This is a genomic window from Pseudorhizobium flavum, from assembly GCF_044142885.1.
Lineage (GTDB): Bacteria > Pseudomonadota > Alphaproteobacteria > Rhizobiales > Rhizobiaceae > Neorhizobium > Neorhizobium flavum.
Genome location: NZ_JBIOKZ010000003.1, coordinates 452,614 through 472,067, shown reverse-complemented (window position 1 = coordinate 472,067; position 19,454 = coordinate 452,614). Strand labels below are relative to the sequence as shown.

General features: G+C 62.2%; 18 protein-coding genes, 1 tRNA gene and 1 pseudogene. 9 read left to right on the top strand and 11 right to left on the bottom strand.

Going from position 1 to position 19,454, the window contains the following annotated elements; all coding sequences use genetic code 11:
- Nucleotides 1-8: 8 nt before the first annotated feature.
- The 3 genes from cobT to ACEPP2_RS09110 all read right to left on the bottom strand — a co-directional run bounded on the left by cobT (nucleotide 9) and on the right by ACEPP2_RS09110 (nucleotide 3,594).
- A complete protein-coding gene (gene cobT, locus ACEPP2_RS09120; protein ID WP_281977220.1) occupies nucleotides 9-1,907 on the bottom strand; it encodes a cobaltochelatase subunit CobT in 1,899 nt (632 codons plus the stop codon).
- A 12-nt stretch (nucleotides 1,908-1,919) separates the two neighbouring features.
- On the bottom strand, nucleotides 1,920-2,912 hold the full coding sequence (gene cobS / locus ACEPP2_RS09115; RefSeq protein ID WP_077549392.1) for a cobaltochelatase subunit CobS: 993 nt from the start codon (nucleotides 2,910-2,912) through the stop codon (nucleotides 1,920-1,922).
- Between the two features lie 61 nt (nucleotides 2,913-2,973).
- Complete coding sequence (locus tag ACEPP2_RS09110; RefSeq protein WP_077549391.1) at nucleotides 2,974-3,594, bottom strand: J domain-containing protein; 621 nt, start codon at nucleotides 3,592-3,594, stop codon at nucleotides 2,974-2,976.
- Nucleotides 3,595-3,694: 100 nt separating this feature from the next.
- On the opposite strand from ACEPP2_RS09110, the gene ACEPP2_RS09105 reads away from it, so the two are divergent.
- The gene (locus ACEPP2_RS09105; protein ID WP_152341814.1) at nucleotides 3,695-3,976 is read left to right on the top strand and encodes a BolA family protein; all 282 of its coding nucleotides are present in this window, start codon (nucleotides 3,695-3,697) and stop codon (nucleotides 3,974-3,976) included.
- A gap of 3 nt (nucleotides 3,977-3,979) precedes the next feature.
- Here the strand turns inward: ACEPP2_RS09105 and ACEPP2_RS09100 are convergent, their stop codons facing one another.
- Genes ACEPP2_RS09100 through ACEPP2_RS09090 form a run of 3 tightly spaced genes read right to left on the bottom strand, consistent with a single transcriptional unit; the run spans nucleotide 3,980 to nucleotide 7,007 of the window.
- Entirely contained in the window at nucleotides 3,980-5,284 is a 1,305-nt protein-coding gene (locus ACEPP2_RS09100; protein WP_052640331.1) for an HlyC/CorC family transporter, read from the bottom strand.
- The gene (gene aroB / locus ACEPP2_RS09095) at nucleotides 5,284-6,417 is read right to left on the bottom strand and encodes a 3-dehydroquinate synthase (protein ID WP_077549388.1); all 1,134 of its coding nucleotides are present in this window, start codon (nucleotides 6,415-6,417) and stop codon (nucleotides 5,284-5,286) included. The genes ACEPP2_RS09100 and aroB overlap by 1 nt, the downstream gene beginning before the upstream one ends.
- Nucleotides 6,414-7,007 carry a shikimate kinase gene (locus ACEPP2_RS09090; RefSeq protein ID WP_052640333.1) on the bottom strand — a complete coding sequence of 198 codons (594 nt, stop codon included), beginning with the start codon at nucleotides 7,005-7,007 and terminating at the stop codon, nucleotides 6,414-6,416. The genes aroB and ACEPP2_RS09090 overlap by 4 nt, the downstream gene beginning before the upstream one ends.
- 157 nt (nucleotides 7,008-7,164) lie before the next feature.
- Between ACEPP2_RS09090 and ACEPP2_RS09085 the strand changes: the two genes are divergently transcribed.
- The 5 genes from ACEPP2_RS09085 (at nucleotide 7,165) to ACEPP2_RS09065 (ending at nucleotide 10,954) form a co-directional block, all read left to right on the top strand.
- Nucleotides 7,165-7,320, top strand: a complete 156-nt coding sequence (locus ACEPP2_RS09085; protein ID WP_172973680.1) for a hypothetical protein — start codon at nucleotides 7,165-7,167, stop codon at nucleotides 7,318-7,320.
- Nucleotides 7,321-7,326: 6 nt separating this feature from the next.
- Complete coding sequence (xerD, locus tag ACEPP2_RS09080; RefSeq protein ID WP_395516384.1) at nucleotides 7,327-8,271, top strand: site-specific tyrosine recombinase XerD; 945 nt, start codon at nucleotides 7,327-7,329, stop codon at nucleotides 8,269-8,271.
- Between the two features lie 40 nt (nucleotides 8,272-8,311).
- Nucleotides 8,312-9,265, top strand: coding sequence for an acetyl-CoA carboxylase carboxyltransferase subunit alpha (locus ACEPP2_RS09075; protein ID WP_395516383.1), 954 nt, complete (start codon nucleotides 8,312-8,314; stop codon nucleotides 9,263-9,265).
- A 175-nt stretch (nucleotides 9,266-9,440) separates the two neighbouring features.
- Nucleotides 9,441-10,721, top strand: coding sequence for a L,D-transpeptidase family protein (locus ACEPP2_RS09070; protein ID WP_395516382.1), 1,281 nt, complete (start codon nucleotides 9,441-9,443; stop codon nucleotides 10,719-10,721).
- Nucleotides 10,718-10,954: a sulfurtransferase TusA family protein gene (locus ACEPP2_RS09065; RefSeq protein ID WP_395516381.1), complete on the top strand. Its 237-nt coding sequence runs from the start codon at nucleotides 10,718-10,720 to the stop codon at nucleotides 10,952-10,954. The genes ACEPP2_RS09070 and ACEPP2_RS09065 overlap by 4 nt, the downstream gene beginning before the upstream one ends.
- A gap of 15 nt (nucleotides 10,955-10,969) precedes the next feature.
- Here ACEPP2_RS09065 and ACEPP2_RS09060 read toward each other — a convergent pair whose 3' ends face one another.
- On the bottom strand, nucleotides 10,970-12,118 hold the full coding sequence (locus ACEPP2_RS09060; protein WP_395516380.1) for a CobW family GTP-binding protein: 1,149 nt from the start codon (nucleotides 12,116-12,118) through the stop codon (nucleotides 10,970-10,972).
- Between the two features lie 9 nt (nucleotides 12,119-12,127).
- Nucleotides 12,128-13,183 (bottom strand): D-alanyl-D-alanine carboxypeptidase family protein, encoded by a 1,056-nt coding sequence (locus tag ACEPP2_RS09055; RefSeq protein ID WP_077549383.1) that lies wholly within the window; start codon nucleotides 13,181-13,183, stop codon nucleotides 12,128-12,130.
- Between the two features lie 194 nt (nucleotides 13,184-13,377).
- Between ACEPP2_RS09055 and ACEPP2_RS09050 the strand changes: the two genes are divergently transcribed.
- Nucleotides 13,378-14,541: a M20 aminoacylase family protein gene (locus tag ACEPP2_RS09050; RefSeq protein WP_395516379.1), complete on the top strand. Its 1,164-nt coding sequence runs from the start codon at nucleotides 13,378-13,380 to the stop codon at nucleotides 14,539-14,541.
- Between the two features lie 88 nt (nucleotides 14,542-14,629).
- Nucleotides 14,630-14,706, top strand: a tRNA-Arg gene (locus ACEPP2_RS09045).
- A 68-nt stretch (nucleotides 14,707-14,774) separates the two neighbouring features.
- Here ACEPP2_RS09045 and ACEPP2_RS09040 read toward each other — a convergent pair.
- The 3 genes and pseudogenes from ACEPP2_RS09040 to ACEPP2_RS09030 form a co-directional block, all read right to left on the bottom strand.
- Nucleotides 14,775-15,481, bottom strand: a pseudogene (locus ACEPP2_RS09040) (fumarylacetoacetate hydrolase family protein).
- 115 nt (nucleotides 15,482-15,596) lie between these two features.
- The gene (locus ACEPP2_RS09035) at nucleotides 15,597-16,697 is read right to left on the bottom strand and encodes a methyl-accepting chemotaxis protein (protein ID WP_395516378.1); all 1,101 of its coding nucleotides are present in this window, start codon (nucleotides 16,695-16,697) and stop codon (nucleotides 15,597-15,599) included.
- A gap of 182 nt (nucleotides 16,698-16,879) precedes the next feature.
- Nucleotides 16,880-18,097 (bottom strand): FAD-dependent oxidoreductase, encoded by a 1,218-nt coding sequence (locus tag ACEPP2_RS09030; RefSeq protein WP_395516377.1) that lies wholly within the window; start codon nucleotides 18,095-18,097, stop codon nucleotides 16,880-16,882.
- 133 nt (nucleotides 18,098-18,230) lie between these two features.
- Here ACEPP2_RS09030 and dxr point away from each other — a divergent pair, with 133 nt between their 5' ends.
- The gene (dxr, locus tag ACEPP2_RS09025) at nucleotides 18,231-19,424 is read left to right on the top strand and encodes a 1-deoxy-D-xylulose-5-phosphate reductoisomerase (RefSeq protein ID WP_395516376.1); all 1,194 of its coding nucleotides are present in this window, start codon (nucleotides 18,231-18,233) and stop codon (nucleotides 19,422-19,424) included.
- The last annotated feature ends 30 nt before the right edge of the window (nucleotides 19,425-19,454 follow it).

Below are 19,454 nucleotides of genomic sequence, written 5' to 3'. Positions count from 1 at the left end.
CAGCTTCGTCACCCGGCGCGCCGCATCCTGCCTGCGCTGCGGCCGCCATTCTCCTCGAACAGCGCGGCAAGCTGCTCCGTCATCGCGCCGGCAAGTTCGTCAGCATCGACGATGGTCACGGCCTTGCGATAGTAGCGGGTGACGTCATGACCGATGCCGATCGCCAGGAGTTCGACGGGCGAGCGCGTCTCGATCTGCTCGATGACCGCGCGAAGGTGCCGCTCCAGATAGTTGCCCGGATTGACGGAGAGCGTGGAGTCGTCGACGGGCGCGCCATCTGAGATCATCATCAGGATCTTGCGTTGCTCCGGCCGGCCGATCAGGCGATTATGCGCCCACATCAGCGCCTCGCCGTCGATATTCTCCTTGAGCAGGCCCTCGCGCATCATCAGCCCGAGGTTGCGGCGCGAGCGACGCCAAGGCGCATCGGCAGACTTGTAGACGATATGACGAAGATCATTGAGGCGGCCCGGATTGGCCGGTTTCCCGCTCGCCAGCCAGCTTTCGCGCGATTGCCCGCCCTTCCAGGCCTTGGTGGTGAAGCCGAGGATTTCGACCTTGACGCCGCAGCGCTCCAGCGTGCGGGCAAGGATATCGGCACAGGTGGCGGCGACCGTGATCGGGCGCCCACGCATCGAGCCGGAATTGTCCAGCACAAGAGACACGACCGTGTCCCTGAACTGCGTGTCCCGCTCCTTCTTGAAGGAAAGGGGCTGCATCGGATCGATGACCAGGCGCACCAGCCGGGCGGAGTCGAGATAGCCTTCTTCGAGGTCGAAATCCCATGAACGGTTCTGCTGCGCCATCAGGCGGCGCTGCAATCGGTTCGCCAGTCGCCCCACGGCCCCCTGGAGATGCGACAGTTGCTTGTCGAGGAAGGCGCGCAGGCGGTCCAGCTCAGCCTCGTCGCACAGCTCCTCTGCGAGGACCTCCTCGTCAAATTCCTGCGTGAAGATACGATAATCGACCTTCTCGTTGAAGTCGTCGAACGGGCTGTGTGGCCGCTTGGTCTCGCCGGGCGTCTCCGAATGATCGTCCGCCTCATCCGACATGTCGTCGTCGGACATTTCGGCGCCATCCATCTCGCCTTCGTCCATCTCATCGTCGGCAGCTTCGCTCTGCTCCGCCGGCGCGGCATCGGAACCAGCCTCCTCCTCGACCTCCTCGTTCTCGGTCTCGTTGCTGCGGGGCTGCTCGTCGTCGTTCGGGTTCTCCATCTCCTCGGGCTCGGACTCCTCGTCCCCGAGGTCTTCGGCCACCTGCATCGACGAGAGCATGTGGCGCACGAGCTTCCCGAAGGCCTGCTGGTCTTCGATGGCTCCCTTCAGGCTGTCGAGATTGGTACCCGCCTTTTCCTCGATAAACGGGCGCCAGAGTTCGAGGACCTTGCCGGCACTTTCCGGTGCCTTGGTGCCGGCGAGCTTCTCGCGCACCAGCATGGCCATGGCTTCAGCCAGCGGCGCGTCTTCCTGGCGCTCGATCCCGGAAAAATTCGCCTTGGCGTATTTCTCGGCATTCATGGAGTTGAGGTTCGCGGCAACGCCCGTCATGCGCAATGCACCGAGCGATTCGACCCGGGCCTGCTCCACGGCATCGAATACGCTACGAGCATCAGAGCCCTGGGGAGAGAGGCTCGCATGCGTGCCGGTATCGTGACACGCGATTCGTAACGCCATGGAGTCGCCAAGCCCGCGGGTTACCGCAAGTTCATGCGCCGTCGGACGTTTCGATATCTCCGGCAGCCGGATACGCTCTCCCGCCATTCCGGGACGTTCATTGGCAAAGCTGACCTCCACCTCCGAGTCTCCGGCGATGGAGCGGACACAACCGGTTATCGCCCGGCGCATCGGCTCGGTGTCTACCGGGCCGCCCGACCTGCTCTTCTGGTTGTCTCCGGGGCCTGCCATTCTGATCCTGCCTCAGGCTCCGAGCACGATATTCGCCGCGCTCTCCTTCAGCTCGACACCGAAAGCACGCTGGTACTGCTCCGCGACTAGCGTCCGCTCAAGTTCGTCACACTTGTTGAGGAAGGTGATCCGGAAGGCGAAGGCCACGTCACCGAAGATCTCGGCATTCTCCGCCCAGGTGATGACCGTACGCGGACTCATGACCGTCGAAAGATCGCCGTTTATGAAGGCGGAGCGGGTGAGATCTGCGACGCGCACCATCTTGGAGACCGTCTCACGGCCCTCGGCCGTCTTGCCGAAGCTCTTCACCTTGGCGGCAACGATGTCCACTTCCTTGTCGTGCGGCAGGTAGTTCAGCGTCGTGACGATCGACCAGCGGTCCATCTGCGCCTGGTTGATCTGCTGCGTGCCGTGATAGAGGCCGGTCGTGTCGCCAAGGCCGACCGTGTTGGCGGTGGCGAACAGGCGGAAGGCTGGATGAGGGCGAATGACCCGGCTCTGGTCGAGAAGCGTCAGGCGGCCCGAGGATTCCAGAACGCGCTGGATGACGAACATGACGTCCGGGCGGCCCGCATCATATTCGTCGAAGACGAGCGCGACATTGTGCTGGTACGCCCAGGGCAGGATGCCGTCCTTGAACTCGGTGACCTGCTTGCCATCCTTGAGGACGATCGCGTCCTTGCCGACGAGATCGATACGGCTGACATGACTGTCCAGGTTGACGCGCACGCACGGCCAGTTGAGGCGCGCTGCGACCTGCTCGATATGCGTGGACTTGCCGGTACCGTGATAGCCGGAGACCATGACGCGTCGGTTGTGCGCAAAACCGGCGAGGATGGCGAGCGTCGTGTCGCGATCGAAGAGGTAGTCGGGGTCTAGGTCGGGAACATAGGGGTCGCCGCTGCTATAGGCCGGCACCCTGATGTCGGTGTCGATGCCGAAGACCTCCCGGACCGAGACTGACGTGTCGGGAAGGTTCGAAATATCCAGATCGATCTTGCTCATTATCTCTCCAAGGCGCGAGCCACCGCCCGGCCGCCATAGCCTCTGCCATTCGTTGTATCGCTTAGCAGAAACCGGCTTGCTTCAACAACTGATATGCTTGGATTACGGCGCGAAAACGTTCCTCGGAACCTCGGTCGCCGCCATTGGCGTCCGGGTGGTGCTTCTTGACCAATTGCTTGTAGCGGCTCTTGATCTCGTCGGACGTGGCGCTTGCTGTGAGGTCCAGCGTATCGAAGGCCTTCGCCTCTAACGTCTTCAGCTTGCGGGCCTGCGGGCGGGGCCGCGAGCTCTCTCCCTGGGCCACGAAGCCGAAGGGATCCTTAATCCTGTTGTGTGAGGCGGCTGAGCCGGAACGCATGGTCGAGTGAAGCGGCGCAGTCTTCGATGCCTTGTTCACCCCCATCGTCCAGGTCGGTCGGTGGCCCGTTATCGCTTCCTTCTGGTAGCGGGCGATCTCGCTATCGGAGAGGCCCGAGAAATAGTTGTAGCCCTTGTTGTAGTCCTTCACATGCTCGAAGCAGAACAGGAAGAACTGCCCCTCGGCATTGCGCCCGACCGGCGCCCGGTGAACGCCGGGCTTGTCGCATCCATCCCACTGACACACCGGCGCCTCCACGGCAGTTTCCTGCTGCGGCTTCCGGCGCGTGCGAATGCGATCGAAGTATTTGGAGTCGAGTTTCATACGGGGTCATTATGGGGTTCGGGCAGAGGCGCTACAAGAATTGACAAAGCGGTTTCTTGCTGGTTTCTGGGTAGCCCCCTTTCCCTGTCTCGGAGGCGATATGTCCATCAAAGCCCAGATCGAATCACTCCTCCAGGACGGGCTGCATCCGGAGCAGATCGAGGTCATCAACGAAAGCCATCAGCATGCGGGCCATCAGCCGGGTTTCGACGGCGCCGGAGAAACGCACATGCGGGTCAGGATCGTCGCCACGCAGTTCGGCGGCATGAGCCGGCTGCAGCGCCACCGGGCCGTCAACGACCTCTTGAAGCCCGTGCTGGATGCCGGACTGCACGCCCTGGCGATCGAGGCCGCAGCACCGGGAGAGCCCCGACGGTGGTAAGCCTCATTCGGCGGGAAGGTTCACTTCCGCCGGTCGGATCCTCAGGCGGGTAATCCGGTTTTTCTCGCGCTTCATGATGATGAAGCGCTTGCCGTAGAAGGTGAAGGCCTGCCGCTCCCGCGGGATCAGCTTCGATTCGTGGATCACCAGGCCCGCGATCGTGGTTGCCTCGTCGTCGGGCAGGTTCCAGTCGAGCGCCCGGTTCAGGTCGCGGATCGGGACCGATCCGTCGACGATGATAGAGCCATCGGCCTCCTGCCGCACGCCTTCGATCTCCAGGTCGTGCTCATCGGATATGTCTCCGACGATTTCTTCCAGGATGTCCTCGAGCGTGACGATTCCCTGCACTTCCCCATACTCGTCCACGACAACGGCGAAGTGGACCTTGCGGCGAAGAAATGCGTTGAGCTGGTCCTTCAGCGTCGTGCTGTCCGGGACGAACCACGGCTTCTGGGCGATCTTGACGATATCCAGGTTCTCCGGCTCGACATTCGGCTCCGCCAGCGCCCGCAGGAGATCCTTGGCATGGACGACGCCGATGATGTTCTCCGTCGAGTTCCGCCAGACCGGCATGCGGGTAAACGGACTCTCCAGAACCGTCCTAACCGCCACCTCAGGCGGATCGTCGGCATTGACGGCCCTCATGACGGTACGATGCTTCATGACGTCGGAGACTTCGAGCTCCTCCAGATCGAGCAGCCCGCCGACACGGTCGCGATCCGCCTTCTTGAAGCCGCCCTCGCGGTGAAGATGGTCGAGAGCACTCCGGAGCTCCTCGTGGGCGGAGAGCATGGAGCCTTCGCTCGAGAGGTTGATCCCCACCAGGGAGAGTAGCCCGCGGACGAGGGCGTTGACCCCGCTGGAGAGGGGACCGACCACGACCACGAAGAGACGCACCACCGGAGCCACCACCATCGCGAAGCGGTCGGGTGAGGAGATTGCCCAGCTCTTGGGAAGCACTTCCGAGAAGATCACCAGCAGGACCGTCATCAGAAGCGTGGCGAACGCCACACCCGAATCTCCGAAGAGGCCGAGGAAGAGACTGGTGGCGAGCGACGATGCCAGGATGTTTACCAGGTTGTTGCCGATCAGAAGTGCACCGATCAGGCGGTCGCGACGCCGGATCAGGGAGGCGACCACACCGGCCCGTTGATCGCCGTTCGCCTCGAGCGTGTGCATTCTCGCCGGAGAGGCTGCCGTAAGCGCCGTCTCGGAACCGGAGAAGAAGGCCGAGGCGCCGATCAGAACGAGGATCGAGACGACCGTCAGCCAGTATTCCGAGAGCACGGAGACAAAGGTTTCCATCATCAGGATCGCATGTCCTCCAGAAAGCTAGCGACCTCCGATGGCGGCACATCATCGGCGACGAACGAATGCCCCACGCCGCGGGTGAGGATGAAGGTGAGCTTGCCGCCCTTGACCTTCTTGTCCTGGGCGATCGCATCCAGGAGAACATCGGTCGGCGGCAGTTCGCCCTCGATGTCGGTGATCCGCGTCGGCAGGCCGACCTCGGACAGATGCGCGGCAACACGCTGCGCGTCATCCGGGCTTGCAAGATTCAGCCGGGCGGAGAACTGATGCGCGAGCACCATGCCGATCGCGACGCCCTCTCCGTGGACGAGGCGGCTGCTGTCGTAGGCCGTTGCCGCCTCGAGAGCGTGGCCAAAAGTGTGCCCGAGATTGAGCAGGGCGCGACGACCCGTCTCCCGCTCGTCCTCGACGACCACGTCTGCCTTGGCCTGGCAACTTATGGCGATCGCCTCGTTCCGTTCCGGGCCACCCTCGAAGACCTGCTTCCAGTGCTTCTCGAGCCAGTGGAAGAAGTAGGGCTTGTCGATCAGCCCGTACTTCACGACCTCGGCATAGCCGGCCCGAAATTCCCGCGGCGACAGGCTATCGAGAACGGCTGTGTCGGCAAGCACCAGGTCGGGCTGGTGGAAGGCGCCCAGAAGGTTCTTGCCATGGCGCGTGTTGATGCCCGTCTTGCCGCCCACGGAGGAATCCACCTGGGCAAGAAGCGAGGTCGGGATTTGCACGAAGCGCACTCCCCGACGCACGATGCCCGCTGCAAAGCCGGCCAGATCGCCGATGACGCCGCCGCCGAGAGCGATCACGGCATCGTTGCGCTCGATCTTCGCCGACAGCACCATATCCGCAACCGCCGCCAGATTATCGAAGCTCTTGGTCTTCTCGCCTGCCGGCAATGTCAGCGAGACGGCCTCGATACCGTCCGTCTGCAGGCTGTCCATGAGCGGTGCCAGGTAATGCGACGCGACGTTCTCGTCGGTGATGATCGCCGCCCGCCTGCCCTTCAGGCGTGCCGTGAATTCTCCGCCCGCACGACCGATGAGCCCAGGGCCGATCAGGATGTCGTAGGCACGCTCCCCGAGGGGGACGTGGACGATACGCTCCTCCGCAGGCCTGAGCATTGCAGCACTCATTTCCCCTGACCTTTCTCTGCGAGTTCGACAACTGCAGACAAAACGTTCGTCACCATGGTCTCCTTGCGGACATTGCCGGAATACACGGTGAGGTCCGCCTCTGCATAAATCGGGTAGCGATGATTCATGAGGTTCTCGAGGGTCGCCTTCGGGTTTTCCGTCTTCAGGAGCGGCCGATGGTCACGTTTGTTGACCCGCTCCCACAGTACATCGAGGTCCGCTTTCAGCCAGACGGATATGCCGCCCTGCTTGATAAGCCTGCGGGTATTGTCGTTGATGAACGCCCCTCCGCCCGTCGAGATGACGCGCGGTCCGCCCTTCAGCAGCCTGTCGATCACCCTTGCCTCCAGCGCCCGGAATTCGGGCTCACCATAGCTGGCGAACAGTTCGGCGATCGTCATCCGGGAGACCTTCTCGATCTCTCCGTCGGTATCCACGAAGGGAATGGAGAGAGCCTGCGCCACCATCTTGCCGATCACCGACTTGCCCGCCCCCATTAGGCCGACGAAGACGAGGTTGCGCTTGCCAAGGGCAGCGCGAGCCTGTTCCGCAAGCGAGGACGCCGCGACGGGTGCTAAGAGGTCTGTCATAGGCCTTTATCCATTTCGTCAACGGTATCGACAAATGGACCGGCAGCGTCAAGTCGTGCTTCCGCGAAAGAGGTTGCTCGCGGCGGGCTTGCCTGACTGCAAGGGTTTACGCATATAGTGCGCGCTCGCACCGGAGTGCGTACGGAGCCGTCCATCTATGCCCACCCTCTTTCGCTTCCTCTTCATCCTGACGGCCATCGCCGGCGTGATCTATGGGAGCATGGTGGCCCTCGTCCTCCTCGTGGAACCACGCGAGCGGGAAGTCTCCGTGCGGGTTCCGTCGGAGCGCCTGAACCCCGCCCCCAAGGAATAGTCGGCCATGGCCGACCTCTCTCACGCCCACATCGAGGCCTTTCTCGAGATGATGAGCGCAGAGCGCGGCGCCGCCAGCAACACACTTGCATCCTATCAGCGGGACCTCGACGACCTCCATTCCTTTCTGGCGGCAAAGAAGGTCTCCCCCGTCACCGCCGGCAGCAGGGATCTCAGCGCCTACCTCTCGGACCTCGGGAGAAAGGGATTTGCCCCCAGCTCCCAGGCACGCAGGCTGTCGGCGATGCGGCAGTTTTACAAGTTCCTCTATGCCGAGGGACTGAGGGGCGACGACCCGACATCCACCCTGGACAGCCCAAAGAAACGCAGGACGCTGCCGAAAACCATGAGCGAGGACGCCGTTACGCGTCTTCTGGAGCAGGCGGCACGAGAGGCGGATGATCCATCGCCGGGCCAGTATGTCCGTCTTCGCATGCTGGCCCTGCTCGAACTCCTCTACGCCACCGGCATGCGCGTCAGCGAGCTCGTGTCCCTGCCCGCCCGCGTCCTCGGCCAGGAAGGGCGCTTCCTGATCATCCGGGGGAAGGGCAACAAGGAACGGCTCGTCCCGCTTTCGAAATCCGCGATCGACGTCCTGCAACGATACGGACAGGCCCGGCAGGCGGAACTGGCGGAAGCAGGCGACAACCCCTGGCTTTTCCCTTCGCCGGGAAAGGATGGGTACCTGCCGCGCCAGGTCTTTGCCCGCGACCTGAAGGCAATTGCAGCACGGGCCGGACTTAGAGCCGCCGCAATTTCACCGCACGTCATGCGCCACGCGTTCGCGAGCCACCTGCTGCAGCATGGAGCGGACCTGCGCATCGTTCAGGAACTGCTCGGTCACTCCGACATTTCCACCACACAGATATACACTCATGTGCTCGAGGAACGGCTGAGGCAACTGGTGCAGACGCACCACCCCCTTGCAAAAACCGGCGAAAACCGGGAATAGAAGGCCGCCGCCAAGCCAGAATGATCGGAACACGGATCTCATGCAGACTTATCTCGACTTCGAAAAGCCTATCTCAGACCTCGAGGGGAAGATCCACGAACTGAAGAAGCTTGCCGCTGAAGACGAGAGCATCGATACGTCCGAAGAAATAGCAAGGCTTGAGGGACGCGTTCGCGAAGCGACCGAAGAGATCTATTCGAAGCTGAACGCCTGGCAGAAGACCCAGGTGGCGCGTCATCCCCAGCGCCCGCATTTCGTCGATTATGCGTCGCATCTGCTGACTGACTTTACGCCGCTCGCCGGGGATCGGGGTTTCGGCGAGGATGCGGCAATCCAGGCCGGCCTTGCACGCTTTCGCGGACAGCCTGTCGCCGTGATCGGCCAGGAAAAGGGCCACGACACGAAGAGCCGCCTCAAGCACAATTTCGGCAGCCCTCGTCCTGAAGGCTATCGCAAGGCGATACGCGTCATGGAAATGGCCGACCGTTTCGGCCTGCCGATCATCTCGCTGGTAGACACCGCAGGCGCCTATCCGGGTGTCGGGGCGGAGGAACGTGGACAGGCGGAAGCAATCGCCCGTTCCACCGAAATGTGTCTTGCAGTGCGCGTTCCCATGGTCTCGGTCGTCATCGGCGAGGGCGGCTCCGGCGGAGCCATTGCCATTGCGACAGGCAATCGCGTCTACATGCTCCAGAACGCGATCTATTCGGTGATTTCGCCCGAAGGTGCGGCATCCATCCTGTGGCGGGATTCGACCCGTGCCAAGGAAGCCGCCACCAATATGCGGATCACGGCGGAAGACCTTAAGGAGTTGGGCATCATCGACGACATTATCCCCGAGCCCGTCGGCGGCGCTCACAGGGATCCGCAAACGGTTATCACGTCTACCGGAAATGTCATCGAGGGGGCCTTGGCAGAACTCGGCAAGCTCTCGGGGGACGAGGTGCGCGCCGCACGGCGCCAGAAGTTCCTGCAGATCGGCCGTAACCTCTGAAGGGTGCTGTCTTAGCTCAATTTGGCCACATTGCTGATCAGGGTGGCACTTAGCCGCAGTTTTGCTATACAGACGGGGACGAGCGGTTAAGAAGATGTAAAGATTACCGCTTCATTATCGCTGCTGTTACGCAGATACTTATGTCCGCAATACACAGTCACGTGGTCCTATGCCGATGCGCCTGAAAAACATCGCTCTCGCTCTCGCACTCGCGACTGCCCTTGCAGGCTGCAATGACACTCTCGATTCCGTCGACGTGTCCAAGATCAAGAACAAGGTCGAACACCCCCTGCCCTCGCGCATTGTCGCTGAGATGCAGAAGAAGAACATGCCGCGCACGTCGCCGATCATGATCCGCATCTTCAAGGAAGAAGGTGTCCTGGAGGTCTGGAAGGCGAAAGCCGACAACCGTTTCGACATGATCTCGAGCTACCAGATCTGCGCGTGGTCGGGAAAGCTGGGCCCGAAGAAGAAGGAAGGCGACAGGCAGGCACCCGAAGGCTTCTACAACCTGACGCCGGCGCATCTCAATCCGAACTCCAAGTACTTCCTCGCCATCAATACCGGCTTCCCGAACCGCTATGACCAGGTCAACGGCCGGACCGGTTCCAACCTGATGATCCACGGCGCCTGCTCCTCGTCCGGATGCTATTCGATGACGGACGAGCAGGTTCTGGAAATCTATGCCTTTGCGCGCGACGCCTTCAAGGGTGGTCAGTCCGCCGTGCAACTGCAGGCCTTTCCCTTCCGGATGACGGCGGAAAACATGGCCCGCCACCGGGGCAGCGAGCACTACGACTTCTGGCAGATGCTGAAGACCGGCTACGACAACTTCGAGGTGACGAAGCGTCCCCCCGAGGTGAATGTCTGCGAGAAAAAGTACGTCTTCAACCAGCAGGTCGAGGGCGCAGCGACCTTCAACGCAGCGGCAGCCTGCCCGCCGATGTCGACACCCCCGGGCTTGATGGCCGCTCTCGCATCCCATCAGCAGAGCTACGATGTAGCCTATACGAAGGCCGTCAAGAAGCTTGACGGCATGGTCTGGTACGAGCCCTCTGAAGCCGAGCGAAAGGCCGTGGTTGCCGAGAAGCGCAAGGGCCGGGACATTGCCTATGCCCCGACCGGTACCTCTCTCGAAGCCGGCAAGCTGATGAAGCGCGAGGAGTTCGAGGCGCTGATGGCGAAGCGCACGGCGCCGGAAAACAAACCCGCAACGACCATGCTTGCCTCGACGTCCGCCCGTCCGGCAACGGCGGCGGAGCGTATGAAGCAGGACCGCCTGCCGCGCCAGCAGAGCGAAATGGCAGGGGCCGCCCCGACTGCAGAGCCGACGGCCACGGCCGATGCTTCGTCCACCACGGTGCCGATCCCGGTCCAGAATCCGATGGCCTATGCTGCCCCGCCGGTTTCGGACAGCAAGAAACGGCCCTTCTGGAAGTTTTGGTCGCAGGAATGACGTCGGGGACGCTGGACTCCGCCTATGACTTGCGGGGTCTCAAATGCCCTCTTCCGGTGCTCAAGACCCGCCGGCGGCTGAAGTCGATGCGCTCTGGCGACGAGCTTATCATCAAAACGAGCGACCCCTTGGCCGGCATCGACATTCCGCACTTCTGCCGGGAGGAAGGCCACGAACTGCTGCAGTCGGAAACAACCGAAGACGGCCACCGCTTCTGCATCCGGAAGGGATGACCGGGGAGGCAACCGTTACATCCGCAGTCCAGGGACGGCCAACGGATTGTCTTCAAGCGCGGCACGATCGGGACGGTCAACGCGCGGTTGGCCGGTGAAGGCGGCAAAGAGATCCGACACGAACTCTTCCGACAGCCCCTGCGTGATCAGCACCATGCGCGTACGTCGATCCAAGCCTGCCGGCCAGGCATCGAGCCGCTGGGGCGGGTGAAAGATGGACTGCACGCCGTGCAGCACCAGCGGCCGGTCCGGATTGTCCGACAGCGCAACCACCGCCTTCATACGCAACAGCTTCTCTCCATGTGCAGAGCGAAGCAGATCCACGAACATGTCGATGGCCGCAGGATCTATGGGGCGATCGCTGACCAGCGAGAACGAGCGAATGTCCTCGCCATGCCGATTGACGTCGTGATGGTGGTGGTGATGGTCATCATGATGATGGTGGTCACCGTGGTCATGATGATGATGGCCATTCCCTTGAGAGACCATCAGTTCGTCCTGCAACCATCGCCCGACATCAGGGCTCTTAGTCGCAGGGTCATAGAGACCATTGGCGAGGATCGCAGCACTCGCGGCTTCCGGAGCGTCGCCGTCCACTCGAGGCGCCCGCGGGTTCAGCCCCGCCAGGCGCGCCTCCAACGCCTCCAGCCGAGCTGCATCGGTCAACGACTTCTTCGAGACGATGAGCCGGTCCGCCACCGCAACCTGCTTTACGGCTTCCGCATGCCGGTCAAGGGTTGCCAGACCATGCACAGCATCGACGACGGTGATGACGCCGTCAAGCTCGAAGTTCTGGGCGATGACCGGGTGTCCCATGATGGATTGCATGACGGGTGCGGGATCCGCGAGGCCGGTCGTCTCGATGACGATCCGCCGCAACGGCTTCAGCTTTCCGGTCTGGATGGCATCCATGAAATAGGCAAGTGTATCGACCAGCTCTCCCCGTACCGTGCAGCACAGGCAACCGTCTGACAGTTGAACCAGCGCGTCGCCCGACGCTTCCACGAGCAGGTTGTCGATCCCCACCTCGCCGAACTCGTTGATGATGACCGCGGTATCGGTAATGGCCGGATCCTTCAGGATCCGGTTGAGAAGCGTCGACTTTCCGGCGCCGAGAAAGCCGGTGAGAATCGAAACGGGAATGCGGCCGGAAGCAGGAGACATGGCCTCGGCTCAGAACGTCGGCCGCGGGAGCGGGATCGGCACATTGGCGATCTCGTTCTGGCCCTTGGTGCTCGCCGCGACTTCCGAACCGGGAATCAGCCCCGCAAAACTGTAGCGCGGCGGCCGCGACATCTCCTTGATGTGAGGAGAATGCACGATCATCCGCCCGGCATCGTCGCGGCCTTCGCTGCGCACCTTTGCCGCCCGCGGATTGCAGATTTCGGCACTCACGTCGTTGACGGTAGCGGTGTCACCATAGGGAGCAAGGGCGGAAAGTGGTATTCCTTGGCCCTGAGGCGCGGAAAGGCCCTTCTGCAGGAGATCGGCGGATTCGTCCGCACGACCCGCAAGGCTGTCGGAGCCGAGAACGACGGAAATGACGGTGCGGCCGTTCCGCGTCGCCGACGACACCTGATTGAAGCCGGATGCGCAGATGAAGCCCGTCTTCATGCCGTCAGCGCCGTCGAAGCGGCCGACGAGCATGTTGAAATTGGAATAGTTCTTCTTGCCGGTACTGACACCCTCGAGCGCAAAATATCCGGCATACTCAGGAAACTCCCGCTTCAGCTGCATGGCGAGAACGGCCATGTCCCGGGCAGTCGTATACTGTCCCTTGCCCGGCAGGCCATGCGGGTTGATGAATCGGGTCGAGGTCATCCCCAATCGTCCAGCCTCGGAGTTCATCATCACGATGAACTCGTCGAGGGTGCCACCGACAGTCTCCGCGACGGCCACCGCAATGTCATTGGCGGATTTCACCAACAACAGCTTGAGGGCACTGTCGAGCGTGAGCTTCGAGCCCGGCTTGAAATACATCTTGCTGGCCGGCTGGTCCGCGGCCTTCTTGCTCATGACCACTTCCGTATCCAGCGCCAGCCTGCCGGACTTTAGAGCCTTGAAGGTCACATAGGCGGTCATCAGCTTGGTGAGGGAGGCGGGATACCATTTGCTGAACGCCTCTTCATGGGCGATCACCCGGCCCGTACGGACGTCCACGACCATGCTCGGATTGGCATGTGCAGCACCCGCCGACGCGATCACCACAACGGCAAGTACGGATGCCATCAACCGGGGAAAACGCGGCAGGCTAGGGCGATTGTTCGGCAAGACGGTAACCTCGTTGTGTCGGAAACGAGCGTGGCCATAGGTGGCCTATGTGGCCAAGCAATGGCAAAGAAGATTGATTGCGTCAATCGCAACGGCCACTATGCAGTGGGACGAGGATTCACGATCTCGTATGCATGGCCCAAGGGAAAAGAATGCCGACCATCAACCGAGCCGCCGAACTACAGGCGGAAGCGACGGAATGGCGCCGCCATCTGCACCAGCATCCCGAAATTCTCTACGACGTTTACGACACTGCCGCGTTCGTCACGGCGCGGCTTCAGGAGTTCGGGGTGGACGAGATCGTTGGCGGCATTGGCGGTACCGGCGTCGTCGGAATCATCCGCGGCCGGGGACCGGGCGAACGGACGATCGGGCTGCGCGCCGACATGGACGCCCTGCCGCTTGAAGAGATGACGGGCAAGCCGTGGAGCTCGAGAATATCCGGCCGCATGCATGCCTGCGGGCATGACGGCCACACCGCCATGCTGCTCGGTGCGGCAAAATACCTTGCCGAAACCCGCAACTTCAACGGAGCCGTGGCAGTCATCTTCCAGCCGGCCGAGGAAGGCGGCGCCGGAGCGCTGGCGATGATCCAGGACGGACTGATGGAGCGGTTCCGGATCGACGAGGTCTATGGCATGCATAACATGCCAGGCATACCGATCGGCCAATTTGCAATCCGTCGGGGCGCCATCATGGCCGCCCCCGACAAGTTCGCCATCACCGTCAGGGGCCGCGGCGGCCACGCGGCCCAACCGCACCGAACGATCGACCCCATCCTCGTCGGCACCCAGATCGTCGGCAGTCTGCAGGCAATTGCCGCGCGCAATGCCGACCCGCTGGCATCCGTCGTCATTTCGGTGACCCGCTTCCAGGCGGGAACGACCCACAACATCATTCCCGACTGTGCCGAGCTCGGCGGAACCGTCCGCAGCCTCAACGAGGAGGTTCGCGATCTCGCCGAGCAGCGCATCCGCCAGATCGTCGCCGGCATCACCCTGGCCCATGATGCGAATGCGGAGATCCACTACGAGCGCAATTGCCCCGTGACCATCAACCACGATAGCGAAACCGGACACGCCGCACGGGCAGCCACGGAGGTGGTGGGCATGGCCAATCTCGATCTGGAGGTGGAGCCTTCGATGGCCGGGGAGGACTTTGCCTACATGCTGAGGAACCGCCCCGGGGCCTTCATCTTCATCGGCAACGGCGACAGCGCGCCTCTCCACAACCCCGCCTATGACTTCAGCGACGAGGCGATCGCCTACGGCATTTCCTATTGGGTGCGGCTGGCGGAACAACGCCTCGCTGATTGACGGCGGTGAACGGAGCCGGAAGCTCGCCTGCCCCGCCCCATGAAAAGGCTTGGCTTCGGCAGGCGCCTTTTGTATGGATGCTGGCAATGGTCCCGTAGCTCAGCAGGATAGAGCACCAGATTCCTAATCTGGGGGTCGCGCGTTCGAATCGCGCCGGGATCGCCACCCCTCAAATCCTTGCGTTGGAAGATTGCGCTCGGCAAAACCGGCCGTGCGCCCAGCTGACGTGGGGACTACACCACCCGGAAACGCACCTCGTCGAGGCCTTCCACGTATCCGATCATCTCATCGCCCCTGGAGATTGCGCCGACGCCCGCCGGGGTCCCGGCGAAGATGAGGTCGTCGGCCTTCAGCTCGAACATGCGTGAGAGATAGGCGATCATCTCCGGCACCTTCCAGATCATCTGGTTGAGGTCGCCAGCCTGACGGGTCTCGCTGTTCACCTTCAACCAGATCCTCCCTGCGCCGGATGTCCGACATCGGAGACCGGATGGAGGGGGCCACAGGGCGCCGATGCTTCGAAAGCCTTGCCGTTTTCCCAGGGCCGGCCAAGTTTCTTGGCCTCCCCCTGAAGGTCGCGTCGAGTCATGTCGAGCCCCACGGCATACCCATATACGCAGTCGAGTGCATGCTCCGCCGGGATATCCCGGCCACCCTTTGCAAGCGCCACCACCAGTTCCACTTCGTGGTGTACGTCGCTGGACATCGCGGGATAGGGGAAGTCCTGGCCGAGGGCAACGATCGTGTCAGGGTTCTTCTGGAAGAAGAACGGTGGCTCCTTGTCGGGGTCGTGACCTATCTCGATCGCATGATCGGCGAAATTGCGTCCGACGCAGTAGATCCGGTGGATCGGAAAGACAGCATCGCGCCCGGCGACGGCGAGCGTCGGCACCGGCGCCGGCTCGAAAACGAAGTTTCGGTGTGAGGAGGTGTCCTTCATGTCGAGCTCCGGCGGACGTTGAGGATCAGGCACTGACTTGCCACATCGCCGTCGCTCCGTCGAGGTACTGCTTCCGCATCGCACCGGTGGCAGTCGGGCTCGTGAGGGATCCTGATCACCCCAGGTCGAGCGCCGCCCGTATCATGTCGTCACTCTCGGTCTCCTGCACCACTACGCCATACCAGCCGAGGCCGTCGTAATCCTCATAGCCAAGGGTTTTGGCGAATGCGACGATTGCCCCATTGCGGTCATAGTAGCTGCCCTTGTCCTGCCCGGTCTTTTTCTGCAGGGCGTAGTGGGTGAAGAGCAGCGAGGGGCGCGTGGTAGCGATGACCTTGTTGTTGCCATCAAGGAGCATGACGATCGTCTTTTCGGCGACATGAGGTGGAAGGTTGGCCTCCTTTTCCACGATCGCCTGCCCCTGGATCTCCCAGTCGAAATAGACGCCGAGCATACCAAGGAGCTGCCCATCCAGCCGTCCACCCTCCCGCACGCCCGTTGCATAGACCAGCGCTTTGCGTCCGTCGTGAAGGCGGCTCGGCTTGACGTCATCAACAATGTAGTCGTCGCCGGAACCGCAGCGTCTCGCCGCAGCAAACCAGGGCTCGGCCGTAATGGTAGAACCTGCGATCTTTCTCTGGAACGCCGGATTGGCGGAGGCGACGATGCGGCCATCCAGATCTGTCAGCACTAGATCGAGATAGACGGTGTAGAAGCGATTGATAACGCCCAGCCTCTCGGAGGCAACCGCCCGGATTGCAGGATCGTCGCTTGAAAGCGCTTGCCAGAGCGCTGAGTCGGTCGCCCACCAGCGTACGTCCGCCGTACGCTCGAAGAGGTTGCGGACGATGAGCTGGACCAGTGTCTGGGCAAGGTCCGTTAATCGGACACCTTCCATCTCGACGACCAGCGCATCCGCCATGCTGCGACCGAGGCCGATGCGCCCCAGTACGCGGGTTTCGAACTTCTCCGCGATCTCCGTGGCCGTCTGCGCCAGGCGCTGCACTTCATTGGCGACAACCGCAAAGCCCTTTCCGGTGTCTCCGGCCCTTGCCGCTTCGATCAGCGCGTTGATTGCCAGCAGCCTTATCTGCCTGACCACATTGGCGTTGTCGGTGCTGAACCGCTCCAGCTCAATCCCGATACCTTCGGTCACGATCTTCATGGTGCGGGGCGTTGCCGCTGGGTGGGTTTTGTCCTGGGATTGCGCCAGCATTGGACGGCCTTGCCTCTCAGCAGCGAGAAGATTGAAAACAAATTTGACTGAAATTCCTCATCTATACTTCCGCGGTATGTTTAATATTTCGTTACATTCAATATACCTTCGACAATCAAAGAAACCGGACCGGAAAAACATGGGGAATCTCCAATCCGAACTTTCACGTCCCTACAGGACCGCTAGCGGGGCCGGACATGCTCCATGCGGAAGCCAAGCCCTATCAGCCGGCCCGCGAGATGGGAAAGCACCGGCCAGCGGGCGATTCCGCGGATAAAGGCGGGCGGTCCTCTTCGCTTCTGCGAATCGTCCTGATCCTTCCGGCGGCTGCTACGCATCATCACCTGGAGTTTCTGGGTTGCTCTTGTCGGGAAACCGCGGCGTTTCTCCACCGCCGCGAGATCGGCATCGGTTAGCCGCCCCTCCCGCAGCGGGCGGCCGAGAATATTTGCCGTCGCCACGGCATCCTGGATCGCGAGGTTCACACCGACACCGCCGATCGGGGACATCGCGTGGGCAGCGTCGCCGATGCAGAGAAGCCCTGGCCGCCACCATTGCTTCAGGCGATCGATCCGCACGGTGAGCAGGCTGACATCGTCGAAGCCCCTGATCTCCTCCATGCGGTCCGGCGGCAGTGGAGAGACGTCCCGCACCATCTGGCGGAAAGGCTCGATCCCGCCTCGTTTGATCTCGGAGAACGTCCCCTTGCGGACGACATAGCCGCACTGCCAGTAATCGCCGCGGTCGATCAGCACCAGGCCCTGACGCGGGCCTGCGTGACCCATGACTTCTACCGGATCTCCCGGTTGCCGGCTGAGCTTCATCCAGAGGACCTCGCTCGGCGTGCCGAGGTTTTCCACCTCGAGCCCGGCCTTCTGCCGCACCACCGAACTTCGGCCATCGGCTCCGACGACGAGCTTGGCCCGGATTGCGGTAAGGCCCGCCTCCGTATCAATCTGAAGGCCGCCCACCCGGTCCCCGTCAACCATCACATCCACCACCCGAGCCGACATGACCAGCCGGAAATTCGGGTACTGCGCTGCCTTTCGAGCCAGGAAATTCAGGAAGTCCCATTGCGGCATGAAGGCTATGAACCGATGCCTCACCGGCAGGCGCGAGAAATCGGCGATCGTCACGTTGCGCCCGCCGATTTCCGCCGAAAGTTTCAGCGCGCGTGTGTGGGGCAGGGCCAGAAACTCCTTCGCCAGCCCCAGTTCGTGCATCACTTCCAGTGTCGAGGGGTGGATCGTATCGCCGCGGAAGTCTCGCAGGAAATCGGCGTGTTTCTCCACGACGACGACATCGACACCGGCCCGGGCAAGCAGGAAACCGAGCATCAGGCCGGCCGGGCCTGCGCCGGCGATCACACATGTGGTCTGCAGTTCGTCCTGATGATCCATGTCCCTACTTCGCCTGAACCGCGGCGACGATCAAGGTGCATCCGGTCGCAGCCTCGAGCGATCGGAGGTGACCCTTGTGACGAGCGTGCTTGGCCTGTAGACCCGTCAGGAGATCACCTGCGGGAAACAGAAAATGGCAATAGGCCCTGGCGCGCGGCGCCGCATCTCCATCCTCGGCTCGACCGGATCGATCGGCGTCAGCACGCTCGACGTCGTAGAGCAACTGGGTGGCCGTGAGGCTTTCGATCTCGTCGCCATCACCGGCAACAGCAATGTGGAGCTCCTAGCGCGGCAGGCGAAGATTTTTGGAGCGAGAATGGCCGTCACGGCGGACGATGCCAGATATGCCGAGTTGCAGGACGCGCTCGCCGGAACAGGCATCGAAGCGGGCGCAGGCCGCAATGCAGTCATGGAAGCCGCTGCAGCCGAAGCCGAATGGGTGATGGCCGCCATCGTCGGCACGGCCGGTCTGGCGCCGACACTTGCCGCCGCCCGGAGAGGTGCGGATATCGCGCTGGCCAACAAGGAATGCCTGGTTTCCGCCGGCGATCTCTTCATTCACGCGGTCAGGGAAGGTGGCGGGCGCCTCATTCCCGTGGACAGCGAGCACAGCGCCATCTTCCAGTCCCTGGAGGACGACCAGCATCATGCGATAGAGCGGATTGTGCTCACCGCCTCCGGCGGCCCGTTCCGGACATGGTCGCGCGAACAAATGGCAGACGTTACGGTCGATGTCGCGAAGGCGCATCCCAACTGGTCCATGGGTCTGAAGATCTCGATCGGCAGCGCGTCCATGTTCAACAAGGCGCTGGAGATGATCGAGGCGAAGCATCTCTTCGACCTCAGGCCGGACCAGATCGAGGTGATCGTACACCCGCAATCGATCATTCATTCCATGGTCGGCTATAGGGACGGTTCAATTCTAGCGCAGCTCGGCGCACCCGACATGCGCACCGCCATCGGCTATGCGCTCACCTACCCGGATCGGCCTCAGCTGAACGTCGAGCGGCTCGACTTCGCCAAGCTCGCAAGGCTGGACTTCGAGGCGCCTGACGAGGTGCGTTTCCCGGCATTGCGGCTGGCGCGAAATGCGCTGCAACGCGGCGGCGTCCAGGGCGCGGTGATGAATGCCGCCGAGGAAGTGGCCTTCGACGCCTTCTGCGCCGGACAGATCGGCTTCCTGGCGATGGCCGACATCGCCGAGGAGGTCATGGAGGCGATGACCGGGTATCCGGCTGCCGGCTCGATTGACGAGATCTTTGCCGCGGATGCGGAGGCACGAAGGAGTGCTGCTGCTCTGGTCTCGAAAAGAACAATGGCCGCATAGGCGGCCATTTGCTTGATCTGTGCGCGGTGA